The organism is Actinokineospora terrae (assembly GCF_900111175.1).
Classification (GTDB): Bacteria; Actinomycetota; Actinomycetes; order Mycobacteriales; family Pseudonocardiaceae; genus Actinokineospora; species Actinokineospora terrae.
Map to the genome: position 1 here is coordinate 94,793 of NZ_FOGI01000001.1, position 12,450 is coordinate 107,242.

10 protein-coding genes are annotated in these 12,450 nt (G+C 71.6%); 8 read left to right on the forward strand and 2 right to left on the reverse strand.

Features of this window, described 5'->3' with window-relative positions:
• Positions 1 to 19: 19 nt before the first annotated feature.
• Both BMY07_RS00440 and eccCa read right to left on the reverse strand, forming a co-directional pair.
• Complete coding sequence (locus BMY07_RS00440) at positions 20 to 1,159, reverse strand: S8 family serine peptidase (RefSeq protein WP_092774382.1); 1,140 nt, start codon at positions 1,157 to 1,159, stop codon at positions 20 to 22.
• Positions 1,156 to 5,100, reverse strand: a complete 3,945-nt coding sequence (gene eccCa, locus BMY07_RS00445) for a type VII secretion protein EccCa (protein WP_092774383.1) — start codon at positions 5,098 to 5,100, stop codon at positions 1,156 to 1,158. The genes BMY07_RS00440 and eccCa overlap by 4 nt, the downstream gene beginning before the upstream one ends.
• A gap of 186 nt (positions 5,101 to 5,286) precedes the next feature.
• Here eccCa and eccD point away from each other — a divergent pair, with 186 nt between their 5' ends.
• From eccD to BMY07_RS00485, 8 genes are all read left to right on the forward strand, one after another.
• Positions 5,287 to 6,660 carry a type VII secretion integral membrane protein EccD gene (eccD, locus tag BMY07_RS00450; protein ID WP_092774384.1) on the forward strand — a complete coding sequence of 458 codons (1,374 nt, stop codon included), beginning with the start codon at positions 5,287 to 5,289 and terminating at the stop codon, positions 6,658 to 6,660.
• A 57-nt stretch (positions 6,661 to 6,717) separates the two neighbouring features.
• Positions 6,718 to 8,052, forward strand: coding sequence for a type VII secretion protein EccB (gene eccB, locus BMY07_RS00455; protein WP_092774385.1), 1,335 nt, complete (start codon positions 6,718 to 6,720; stop codon positions 8,050 to 8,052).
• A gap of 18 nt (positions 8,053 to 8,070) precedes the next feature.
• Entirely contained in the window at positions 8,071 to 8,370 is a 300-nt protein-coding gene (locus BMY07_RS00460; protein WP_092774386.1) for a hypothetical protein, read from the forward strand.
• A gap of 47 nt (positions 8,371 to 8,417) precedes the next feature.
• Positions 8,418 to 8,708 carry a hypothetical protein gene (locus BMY07_RS00465; protein WP_092774387.1) on the forward strand — a complete coding sequence of 97 codons (291 nt, stop codon included), beginning with the start codon at positions 8,418 to 8,420 and terminating at the stop codon, positions 8,706 to 8,708.
• 86 nt (positions 8,709 to 8,794) lie between these two features.
• Positions 8,795 to 9,169 carry a hypothetical protein gene (locus BMY07_RS00470; protein WP_092774388.1) on the forward strand — a complete coding sequence of 125 codons (375 nt, stop codon included), beginning with the start codon at positions 8,795 to 8,797 and terminating at the stop codon, positions 9,167 to 9,169.
• A gap of 30 nt (positions 9,170 to 9,199) precedes the next feature.
• On the forward strand, positions 9,200 to 11,560 hold the full coding sequence (locus tag BMY07_RS34010) for a hypothetical protein (protein WP_177215357.1): 2,361 nt from the start codon (positions 9,200 to 9,202) through the stop codon (positions 11,558 to 11,560).
• A 177-nt stretch (positions 11,561 to 11,737) separates the two neighbouring features.
• Positions 11,738 to 12,136 (forward strand): YbaB/EbfC family nucleoid-associated protein, encoded by a 399-nt coding sequence (locus BMY07_RS00480; protein WP_092774389.1) that lies wholly within the window; start codon positions 11,738 to 11,740, stop codon positions 12,134 to 12,136.
• A complete protein-coding gene (locus BMY07_RS00485; RefSeq protein ID WP_092774390.1) occupies positions 12,133 to 12,438 on the forward strand; it encodes a hypothetical protein in 306 nt (101 codons plus the stop codon). The genes BMY07_RS00480 and BMY07_RS00485 overlap by 4 nt, the downstream gene beginning before the upstream one ends.
• Positions 12,439 to 12,450 lie beyond the last annotated feature (12 nt).

Sequence of the window (12,450 nt, forward strand, 5' to 3'; positions counted from 1 at the left end):
GGTGGGGATATCCCTACCCCTACCCGGCGGCCGCCCGCCAACGCCGACGCCGCGCGCGCCCCACCACCGCGGCCGTACCCCCCGCGACCAGCGACGCACCCGCTAACACCGCCACGAACCACATGGCCGCGCGCGCCGGTCCCGTGTCTTCCGGGGTGGGTAAGACCATCGAGATGTGCTCAGTCGACGGTGCCGGTTTGGTCTGTCCCGTGAGGAGAGTGCTCACCGCCGCGACAGGGTCGACGATCCCGTAGCCCACCGCAGGATGCGGTACCTGCCCGGATGGTCGGTCCGCTGTAGCCATCAACCGCTTCACGACCTCGACAGCGGGCAACTCCGGGTACTGCTCCCGCACCAAGGCAGCGCTACCTGCCACGAACGCCACCGCCAGTTCCGGCCCGGATGCCAACCGGTGGCCCAATCCCGACGGTCCGATGCCGACAAGCTGCTCGGCGGGCGCGGCCACCGTCGGCTGCGCCCCCAGCAACGCCGACTTCGGCGGCCCGTCCGGCCCCACCGGCGCCACGGCGACCACCCCGTCCGCCGACGCCGGGTACGCCCGCTGCTTGGCCTGCCGCACCGCGGCCGGGGCGATCACCACCACGTCCCGCGACCGCGCCAGGTCCACCGCCGCCTGCAACTCGGGCGCGTCGACCGTGTTCACCACCCCGATCGCGACGATCCGCGCCCCGCTGTCCACCGCGGCCCGCAGCCCGGCCGCCAACACCACCGGGTCGACCCGCGCCGGGTCGTTGGTCACCCGCACCGGCACGATCTGCGCCGCGGGCGCCACCCCGGCGAACGCGGTCCGCTCCATCGGCCGCGCCGCGATCAACCCGGCCAGGAACGTCCCGTGCCCCGCGCAGTCGGTGTTCGCGGGACCACCCGAGACGTCCACCCCCTCGGCCACCGCCCCCGCCAACGTCGGCGCCTCGGCGCTGACCCCGGTGTCGACCACCGCGACCCGCACCGCGCCCTTCGTCATCGCCCACACCCGCTCGGGCGAGAGCCGCTGCTGCGCCCACGGCACCGGCTGCGCCACCGTCGCCTCCGGCGGCGCGCACTGCCCCTGCTGCTGCGCCGCGGCGGGCACTGGAACCCCGAGCACCGGCACCGCGAGCACCAGGCCCACGGCGGCGAGCACGGCCCAGCCTCTCATGACGGCTCCTCCGTCCACCCGATCTGCAGCGAGGTGAAGTCCCGCCGGGTGACCAGCAGCGCGCGCCCGGGCGGCAGCTGCCGACCGCGCTGGCCGTTGAGCAGCGGCATCTCGTTCGGCGGCACCGACAGCACCAGGTCGGGTGTGTTCGACTCCTGCAACCGCCGCACCACCGCGTCCATCGACATCCGGCCCGACCCGGCCGCCGCGCGGGCGAGCACCACGTGCAGGCCGATGTCCCCGGCCTGCGGCAGCAGCTCGACCAGCGAGTCGAGCGGACCGCCCGCGCCGCTGTGCACCAGGTCGTAGTCGTCGACGATGACGAAGTACTCCGGCCCGGTCCACCAGTCCCGGTCGCGCAACCTGCTCGGGGTGATGTCCGCGCCGGGAACGCGGGTCTTGAGGTCCGCGGCCAACGGCCGGATCAGCTCGGCGGCAGGCCCGGACGACACCGCGACACCGTGCCGGTAAGACTCCGGGATCGACTCAAGGAGCCCGCGCCGCGGGTCGAGCAGCACGATCCGTGCCTCGTCCGCGCCGTATGCCTTGGGGATGGCCTGCGCGATGAGACGCAGCACCGCCGTCTTACCGCTACCGGTGTCGCCCAGCACGGTCAGGTGCGGTCGCGCGGAGAAGTCGTGCCACACCGGCTTCAGGTCGAGCTCGCCCGAGCCCAGCGCGATCCGCATGCGGCCCTCGGGGTCGGGCAGCTCAGCGGCGGGCAGCACCGCGGGCAGCGTCCGCACCCGGGGCGCGAACGGACCCGACCAGCACTCGGCCACCGACCGGACCAGCTCGCGGGTCGCCTCGGCCAGCCCCTCCGCTGTGGCCTCGCCGTCCGCGCGGGGCACCGCCCCGAGGAAGTGCAGCTTGTCCTGGGTCAGGCCGCGGCCGGGCAGCCGGGGCACCTGGCCCGCCTTGCGCATGTCGATCACCGAGTCGATCGCGTCACCGAGCCGCAGCTCCAGCCGGGTGCCCAGCTGGTCGCGCAGCGCGCTGTGCACATCGGACCAGCGGCCCGCGGTGATCACCAGGTGCACGCCGTAGGCGAGGCCGCGCACCGTCATCTGCCGGATGGTCTGGTCGTGCTGCTCGAAGTCCGCGCGCAGCGACCCCCAGCCGTCCACCACGAGGAACACGTCGCCGTGCGGGTCGTCGGCGAACTCGCCCGCGGCCCGCCGTTCCCGGTAGGCGGCCATGCTCTCGATGCCGTGCTCGGCGAACACCTTCTCCCGCTCGGCCAGGATGCCCTTGACCTCGGCGATGGTCCGGCCGACCCGCTCCGGCTGCAACCGCCCGCAGACCCCGCCGACGTGCGGCAGACCCTCCAGCACCGACAGCGTGCCGCCACCGAAGTCGAGGCAGTAGAACTGCACCTCCGCCGGTGTGTGCGTCATCGCCAGCGCGGTGATCATGGTCCGCAGCAGGGTGCTCTTACCGGACTGGGTACCGCCCGCGATGCCGACGTGCCCACCGGAACCGGACAGGTCGACCATGTGCAGATCGCGAACCTGCTCGAACGGCTTGTCCACGACACCCACCGGGATCTTCAACCCACCACGGCCAGGCCAATCGGCGGGAGTCAGGCCCATCGTCGGGTGTGGCACCAATGGCGGCAGGAGCTGGTCGAGCGGCGGCGGGTTGTCCAGCGGCGGCAGCCACACCTGGTGCGCGGGCGGTCCCTGGCCCAAGAGCTTCTCGACCGCCACGTCCAAGACAGTGTCAACGTGCTCGTCCGCGACCGGAGCGGCCACCACCTCGACCTCGGCCGCAGTGGGCAGCCGGCCCGCCCCGAACGCGACGACCTGCCTACGCACCTCTTCCTGCCGCTGCTCCTTCGTGCGCCTCTGATACCGGCCGGACACGTAGGCGGCCTTGAACCGCACCAGCGTCGCGACATCACTGCGCAGGTAACCATTACCGGGCGCGCTGGGCAGCTGGTACGCGTCGGGCACGCCGATCACCGAGCGGCTCTCCATCGCGGAGAACGTGCGCAGACCGATCCGGTACGACAGGTGGCTCTCCAGCTTGTGCATGCGGCCGTCGTCGATGCGCTGCGAGGCCAGCAGCAGGTGCACGCCCAGCGACCGGCCGAGGCGGCCGATCATGACGAACAGCTCCGCGAAGTCCGGGTTGGCCGCGAGCAGCTCGCTGAACTCGTCGACGATGAGGAACAGCGTCGGCAGCGGGTCCAGCGGCGCCCCCGCCTGCCTGGCCCGCTCGTAGTCCAGCAGCGAGCTGAAGTTCCCCGCCGCCCGCAGGTGCTCCTGGCGGCGCACCATCTCCCCGTGCAGCGAGTCCTGCATGCGGGTCACCAGCGGCGCCTCGTCGGCGAGGTTGGTGATCACCGCCGAGGTGTGCGGCAGCCGGTCGAGGCCGAGGAAGGTCGCGCCGCCCTTGAAGTCGACCAGCACGAAGTTGAGGATCTCCGACGAGTGCGTCATCGCCAGGCCCAGCACCAGGGTGCGCAGCAGCTCGGACTTGCCGGAGCCGGTCGCGCCGATCAGCAGCCCGTGCGGGCCCATGCCGCCCTGCGCGGACTCCTTGATGTCGAGGTCCACCGACGAGCCGTCCTCGGCGATGCCCAGCGGGATGCGGAAGCGCTCGCTGCCCATCCCGGTGCGCCACAGCGACTTCGGGTCCAGCGCGTCCAGGTCGGCCACCCCGAGCAGCCGGGGCAGGTCGAAGTCGGCGACCATCGGCTCGGCGACGTCGCCGGTGGAGTTGATCCGGTACGGCGAGATCACCCTGGCCAGCGCCCCGACCTTCGGCACGCTCACCACGTCCGGGCGCCCCAGCCGGGTGCGCACCTGCTGGCCGGTCCGGTCGGTCCGCACGGTGTGCAGGTCGGTCGGCGTGACCTCCAGCCGCAGCCGCGACCGGCCCGCGGACCCGTCGAGTGCCCCGGAGACGTCGAGCACCACGGAGTTGCGGTACCCGGCCGCCGCGAGCCGCGCCTCGGCGGGCACGTCCACCCCGTCGAGCACCACGACCACGTACGGCTCCTCGCGGCTCGGCGTCGCCGCCGCCTCGAACCTGGCCCGGTCGTCGAGCTCGGCGGCCAGCAGCTCGGTCAGCGCGTCGACCCCGTCGGCCAGCAGCCGCACCTGGCCCGCGCCGTCCTGCTCGACCGGGTGCTGGGCGTGCGGCAGCCACTTCACCCAGTCCCACTCGGGCAGCCGGTCGGCGCTCGCGCACACCGCGACCCGCAGGTCCTCGGGGGAGTGGAAGGTGACCAGCTGGGCCAGCAGCGCGCGCACGGTGGCCCGGATGGTGTCCTCGTCGCCGGAGAAGCGCACCTGGGCGAAGCCGCGCAGGAACAGGGCGGTCGGCTGGTCGGAGATGGTGGTGTAGGCGTTGATGAACCGGCGCAGCGCGCGGGCGGAGAGCGGCTCCAGGTCGGCGACCGGCTTGGTGTTGAGCGGGTTCATCGCCATCGCCAACCGCTGCGGCCCGACCCCGATGCGGACCTCCGCGAAGTCGGCGTGCGCGGCCCGGCGCTCCCACAGCCTGCTGGTCATGGCGACCGACCACAGCGCGGCGGGTTCCGGGTGGCGCCACCCGAGGGCGGTCCGCTGCTGGTCGGCGACGGCGCGGATCTGCGCACGGGTACCGGACAGGTAGCGCAGGTAGTCCCGCCGCTCACCCCTGAGCCGCTGCCTGCGGTCGGCGCCGCCCCGGCCCATCTGGCCGAAGAGCATCATGACGCCCATCAGGCCCATCATCCCGGCCATCATCAGCGCCATCTGCGGGTTCTGCGGACCCATGAAGAACAGCATCGCCGCGCCACCGCCGATGGTCATCGGCAGGTACATGAGCATCCCGCCCATGCCACCCCCGATGGTCTCGGGCAACACCGGCGGCTCCTGCAGCGACAACTCCCCACCGGGCATCTCCGGCGGCTTCTCCCTGGCCTGCCTGCGAAACAGCGTGGTACTCATCCGCCACTCCTGACCCTCACGACTGCTGCCCGTCCCCCACTACACGGCTCACCCCGTCGCGGGAGTTCACCCCAGTTTCCCGGCCTCACCGCGCGGGCGCGGCGATGTCAGCGAGACGGCGGTAGGTCATCTGAAGTTCACCGAACCGCTCTGAACCATCCCCGCCGTCCCGGCCGTGTCCCTGGCATGGCCACCACCGCTGCCGCGGGTTCCGGCGAGATGTGCAGGCTGACCATTTGCGGGCCTGCCTCCCGGGTCGAACTCGCCGTCCCTGCCCACGTCCCGCTCGCCGACCTGATGCCGACGGTGCTCGGGCACCTCGACCCCGCGCTGGCCACCACCGGCCTGGCGCACGGGGGCTGGGTGCTGCAGCGCCTCGGCGAGCCGCCGCTCGACGAGGACAACGGGACGGCCGCGCTCGGGCTCTACGACGGCGACCTGCTGCACCTGCGCCCCCGGGACGCGCTCCTGCCGCTGGTCGACTTCGACGACCTGGTCGACGGCATCCACACCGGACTCTCCGCCAGGGAGGACAAGTGGCGCCCCTCGATGACCAAGCGCGCCCTGGTCGTCCTGATGGGACTGGTCGCCGCGGCCGCGGTGTTCGCGGCCGGGGCGAACGCCATCTTCGCTGGCGCCGTCGCGGTAGTCCTACTAGCCGCGGCAGCTGCCGCCAGCAGGGCACTGGGTGACCGCCCGGCCGCACTGGTCCTAGCCGCGTTCGGCACGGTTTCCGCTGCCCTGGCCGGTCTGGCGATACCCGCAGGTGTGCACGGTCTCTTCACCGGACCAGGTGTCCTAGCGGGCGCGGCCGCCGCGACAGTCGCCGGAGTCATCGCCAGGGTGGCCGTAGGTGGAACAGACGCCCCGTTCACCGCGGTAGGCGTAGCGGCACTTCTAGCCACCATCGGCGGTGGATTCGCGACAGTCACAGGGTTCAGCAGTGCCGCAGCCGCCGCGGTGACGCTGGTTCTCGCTCTGGCACTAGTCAGGGCCGCACCCCTCGCTTCGGCAAGACTGGCCGGACTCGCAGTGGACCAGGTACCGACAAGCGCCGCCGAGTTCCAGCAAGACCTAGACCCGCAGCCCAGCGCAAGAGTGCTCAAAAGCGCCAACCGCGCAAACGCCTACCTGACAGCGTTCTTCGTGTCCCTCGGCGCGGTCGCCGGTGTCTCCATGGTCATCCTCGCGTTCGACAGCAAGTGGGACGCCAAGACCCTCACCGCCGTCACCGCGCTGCTGATGCTCTTGCACGCCAGAGAGCTCAACGCCACATTCCAACGCCTCTCCGCGATGGCACCGGCGATCGCCGGTCTGTTCGCCCTCTTGCTGGTAGGCACAACCGAGGTGTCACAACCGTTCCGCCCCGTACTGCTCGGTGGACTGGTGATCGCCGCGGGCCTGGCACTGGCCGCCGCGCACGTCATCCCCGAACGCAAACTCGTGCCGCGCTGGGGCCGTTGGGGTGACCTCTTGCACTGGGGGACCGCTCTGGCCGTCATCCCGTTGGCCCTGTCGGTGGCCGGTGTCTACACCGCACTCATGGCCGCCTGGTCGTAGTGAACCTTCCGCCCCGCTCCACCCGTGTACTGACCGAACGAGAAACGGAGGCAAGCCATGTACAGCAGGCGTGACCAGGTCCAGGCCCACTCCTTCCTCGTCGGCAGGCTGGTGAGCGCGGTTCTGCGGGTCGACCCCGACTCGCTGGACCGGCCGCTGCGCCGCACCGTCGTCGGCCTCTTCGGCGGCACCGCGGTCGCCGGGCTGGTGCTGGTCGTGATCCTGGTCGTCGGGCTGCTCTCGCCCGGTGGCGGTGACGCCTGGCGGGAGCCGGGGGCGCTGATCGTCGCCGAGGACACCGGTAGCCGCTACGTCATGGTGGACGGCAGGCTCCGCCCGGTCCTCAACTACGCCTCCGCCCGGCTGCTGCTCGGCGCCGCGCCCAAGGTCGCCACCGTCGAGTCCGCCGACCTGGCGGGCATGCCGCAGGGCGGCCCGGTCGGGATCATGGGCGCCCCGGACACGCTGCCCACCGCCGGTGGCGCGCCCCGCGCGTGGACCGTCTGCTCCATGTCCACACCGGACGGACCGGCCGTGGCCCTAGCCCTCACCGCGGACGGCCGGCAGATCCCCACCGCCGACGGCGCGCTGCTCGTACGAACCCCCAACGGCACCACACACCTCGTCTGGCGCGACCGCCGGATGCGCATCACCGCCGGCTGGGTGCCCACCGCGCTCGGTCTTGACCCCGGCACGGCTGTGCGGGTCACCGAGTCTTGGCTCAACGCACTCCCCGCGGCCCCCGACCTCGGCTCACCCAAGGTCCAACGCGGCGGGGACGGACCGGTCATCGCCGGTAGGCCCACCACCAACGGACTGCTCATCCAGGTACCCGAAGCCGTTGTCGGCGACCGGTTCTACCTCGTGCAACCGGGCGGACTGCTCCCGGTCAGCGCCACCGTCGCCGCCCTGCTGGTAGCGGACCCCGCCTCGACAGAGCCACCGCGCCAGGTCACCGGTTCGGCGCTAGCCGCCTCGACCATGCTGCCCGCCCTCGACTGGCAGAATGCCCTGCCCGCCGAACCGCCCGCGGCCCTTGATCTCGGCGACGGCGCCCCGTGCGTCCGCTGGGCGGGGGAGAAGGCAGAGGTCGTAGTCGGCCCCAAGGTCGGTGGCCAGCCGGACCCCGCCGTCCAGGGTGCCGTCCGCGACAGCCGTACCGCGGACCGGGTGCTGGTAGCCCCCGGTGCCGGGTTGCTCGTAAGGACCCGCCCCGCCCCTGGCGTCCCCGGCGCAGGTATGTACCTCGTCACCGACGCAGGCACCAAGTTCCCCGTCGCGAGCGGTGACGCCGCCGCCGCGCTGGGCCAACCCGCCGACAGCGCCGCACCGGTCCCCGCGGACCTCATCGCGCTGCTGCCGACCGGGCCCGTGCTCGACAAGATCGCCTGACACCGAAGGAGAACCACGATGGCCAACCGCTACGGCTATGACGACGCCACCCTCCAGGGCATCATCACCGCCACCGAGACCAGCCTGCAGAACATGGGCAACCTCAACCAGGGCGTCATGAACATCCAGGCGATGCTGCCCTCGGTCAACAACTCGACCTCCGGCATGAAGCTCGCGGCCGCGATCGGCGACTGGACCGGCGACTTCAACGTCGTCAAGACCCAGCTCGAGGCGCTCAACGGCAAGGCGACCGCGCTGCTGCAGACCAACCGCACCGCCGAGACCGACGCCGACTCGGCCTCCAACGGCGCTTCCTGACCTCCCCCCTCACCCCCCGCTCGCCAGTTCCGGAAAGGACACCCGCCATGACCGCCTTTGACATCGACCACGACGGCTACCTCGAGCTCAACGAGCAGCTCTACATGTACGTCCGCCAGCTGGGCGACATCCTGAGCAACCTCAACGCCTCGCTCAAGAACATCGAGGTCGCCACCCAGGGCAAGGCCACGCCGCTGTGGCAGGAGGCCCAGGCGCAGTGGACGGTCACCTACACCGACATGGAGACCAAGCTGAACTCCCAGTCGCTGTCGTCGATCAACGTCCACGAGATCTTCTCCGAGGGCGACAGCCGCGGCCAGGGCATCATGCTCGGCTGATCCGCGGGGGGCGCCGCGCCGCACACCGCACGCGCGGCGCCCCGCCCCACCCCTCGCGCACCCCAAGCCCAAGGAAGAGAGCAGTCATGGCGAACATCACCTTCGACGAGGAGCGGTACAACCAGCTCATCCGCGTCCTCGACCAGATGGAGGACGACCTGCGGCTGTCCACCGACTCCGACACCATGCCGCTGGACTCGGACTTCACCGTCCAGCCCGGCACCCAGAAGTGGCAGCCCGCGATCACCCTGGTCACCAAGGGCAAGGAGTTCGGCGGCTCGGTCGAGCAGCAGAACGAGGCGATCAGGCAGGCCATCGTGAAGTTCCGCAACGCGCTGGTCGCGGCCAAGGGGATCTTCAAGGAGACCGACGACCTCGCCGAGTACGACATCACCCGGTTCATCGCCGAGTTCCCCGACTTCAACGTCGGCGGCGGCTTCAGCGGCACCCCCGGCAAGTAGCCAGCAGCCAACGACCCAGGAGCGACAGCGATGCCAGACCCCACGATCCCCGCGACCGGGGACTTCTCCACCGCGACCTTCGAGCAGATCCTGTTCGCGGTCACCGGTTTGGGCAGCGACCTCCACGCCCTCCTCGAGAACGGCGGTGGGACTGGCGAGTCGCCCAACACCTGGTTCACCTTCACCCCGCCCGGATCGGCGTCGAACTCCTTCTCCTACCGCGCGTGGGACAAGTACTACTTCGGCGCCGACTTCAACATGACCGCGTTCAACGCCTGGTACGCGGGCTGGAACAGCATCAACGACGCGACGGCCAGGGCGTTGACCGGGATCGCGGGGCTGATGAACAAGCCCCACCTCGACGCCTCCCGCACCGTGGTCAACAAGTACCTGACCTTCCTCGACACCAACCGCACCACCACCAAGTCGTGGGCCGACAGCCTCGACAGCGACGACAGCGCGTTCAAGGGCAAGGCCGCCTACGCGATCCAGGTGAACCTGCGCAGGCTCAACTTCACCTTCAACGACCTGCACAACCAGATCACCCTCGACCGCACCCCGGCCACCCCCGCGGGCCTGGAGGCGGCCGCGACCGCGTTGTCCACCTTCGGCACCGCGATGTACAACGCGTGGCAGGAGCAGGCCGTGTTCCTGCTCAACGCGCCGATGAACACCGCGAACTCGTTCGTCGGCAACGTCAACGCCTACATCAAGAACGCGGGCATCGACGTGTCCACCAAGGGCGGCACCCCGCCGTACCTGCTCGACCAGTGGGGCGCGGGGGACCGGGCCAAGGCCGAGCAGTTCATCAAGGACGCCTTCGCCCGCTACAGCACCAGCGGCGCCCCCGCGATGCCCACCGACTTCGGCACCGTCACCGGCGACCTGTCCACGAGCAACACCTGGCTCAACGTCAACACCGCGATCAGCAAGGTCGCGATGGTCGCGATGACCAAGCTCGACACCGCGGCCCGCACCGCTCTTGCCGCGCTCGACACCGCTTACCGCCGCGCGGGCAAGGGCCTCGGCGACCTCAAGACGAATCAGCCGCCCACGATCGGCAGCCCGCCTCCGGACCCCAACACGAACCCCAACGGTCCTAACGGCAACACCAACGTACCGCCCCCGCCGAACGGCAACACGAACATCCCGCCGCCCCCTAACGGCAACACCAACGTGCCGCCGCCTCCCAGCGGTAGCACCAACCTGCCCGGCGGGCCCAACGGCGGGCAGAACTTCAACGGTCCCAACGGTGGCCCCAACGGCGGGCCGAACCTGCCTGACCCGAACGGCGGGTTGAACCTGCTTGGCGGCCCGAACGGCGGACCCAACGGCGGCCTCAACGAGGCTCTTGGCCCCAACGGTCTGCCGGAGGGCATCGGCGGTCTTGGCAACGGCGCCAACGGTGGCCTTGACGGTGACGGACTGCCCGGTGGCGCTAACGGCGGCTTCGTCCCGCCCGTGCTGCCGCCCAGTCTGCGCCCCGGCGGTGGCCGCGACGACGAGAAGCCCAACGGCGGCACCAACTTGCCCAACCTCCCCGGCCTGGACACCTCGCCCGACGGGACGATCGACGACGACGGCTGGTCGCCCGGTCAGCCGGTCACCCGCCCGCCGCTGGTCCCCAACCTGCCCGGTGGGTCCTCGGGCGGTGCGCCCAACGGCGGCGTGAACTTCGGTCCCGGCTCGCTGCCGGGGACCGGTCCCCTCCCCAACCTGCCCGGCCTCAACGGCGGTGGTCTCGGTGGCGGGCTCGGCGGAGGCCTCGGTGGGGGTCTTGGCGGCGGGCTGGGCGGTGGCGGTCTCGGCGGTGGAGGGCTCGACTCGTGGGGTGCCGCCGGTGGCGGTGCCGGGGTCGGCGCGGACGGGTCGTTCGGCACCGGCGGCGGCCTTGGCGGCCTCGGTGACGGTGCGGGCGGTCTAGGCGCTGACGGGGCTTTCGGTGCGGGCGGTGGCGCCGGCAGCGGCCTGGGCGGCAACTCGCCGTTCGGTAGCGGCAACGGCGACGGTTGGTCCGACTGGTCCGGTCGCGGGTCGGACGGTACCGGCGGTCAGGGCGCCCCTGGCGCTAGCGGTGCCGACTCGGACCACCGCGGTGGCATGCCGTTCATGCCGCCGATGATGGGTGGCATGGGCGGCGGTGGCCGCGGCTCCGAGGAGAAGGAGCGCGAGCGCACCACCTGGCTCTCGGAGGACGAGAAGATCTGGGGCACCGACGCCGCGGTCGGCGACGGCGTCATCGGCCGACCCGACTCCGGCGACGTCGAGACCGACGAGCCCTTGGTCGCGACCCACATCCACCACCGGTCCACCACCCCGGCCAGCCGGGCCAAGGCGGCCGAGCAGCAGGACCGCGAGGCCACCGGGACCTCGGCGACCAGCTCCGGCTGATCGCCGCGATGACCGCCCGGAGCGCAGCCACCCCCAGGGCGCGCTCCGGGCGGTCTGTCCACTGTGGCCGGTGAACCCGAGGTGGTCACCCGGACGTGTGAGAGCTGTGCGGGTTGTCCCCGGTGCCGTGCTCGGTAACCGGGGACAACCACGACAACGGAGAGGAGCGGGTCGCAGATGTCCACGCCACTGCACAACGAGCTGGCCACCGCGCTGGCCGAGCTGCGCGAGCAGCAGGAGAAGATCGCCGCCGCGGTCGACACGGTCGCCAACGCGACCACCACCGTCGCCGCCGAGGACCGGATGGTCGAGGCGACCGTCGACGGCCAGGGCAAGCTGGTGGAGCTGAAGTTCAACGGCCGCCGCTGGCGCGACCTGGCCCCCAAGGAGCTGGCGAGTCGGCTGGTCGAGGTGATCGGCAAGGCCCAGGAGCAGGCCGCGTCGGCGTCCGCGGCGGTGTTCGCCGGGGTCATGCCCGGTGGCGCCGCGCCGTCGGTGGTCGACTTCTCCGACCCGGCCGCGCTCAACGCCGAGATCGCCGCCATGTTCGACGCCGCGGTCAAGGAGTGGCGATGAGCAGGCTGTCGGTCGACCCCGAGGGCCTGCGCCAGGGCGGGGTCAACATCCAGGCCACCGTCGACCTCGCGGTCAACATCTGCAACGAGCTGTTCGCCGCCGCCGAGGAGAACCGCGGCGCGGGCGGCACCGGTGAGATCGGCGAGAAGTTCGACAGCGGCTACCGGCCGGGGGAGGAGCAGGGGCTGAAGTTCCTGCGCCTCATGCAGCGCACCATCGGCGAGACCGGCACCCGCACCGTCAAGACCGCGGGCGTGTTCAGCGAGTCCTCCGACGACGCCGACGCCGCGGTGCGGCCCTAGACCCAGGGGTGA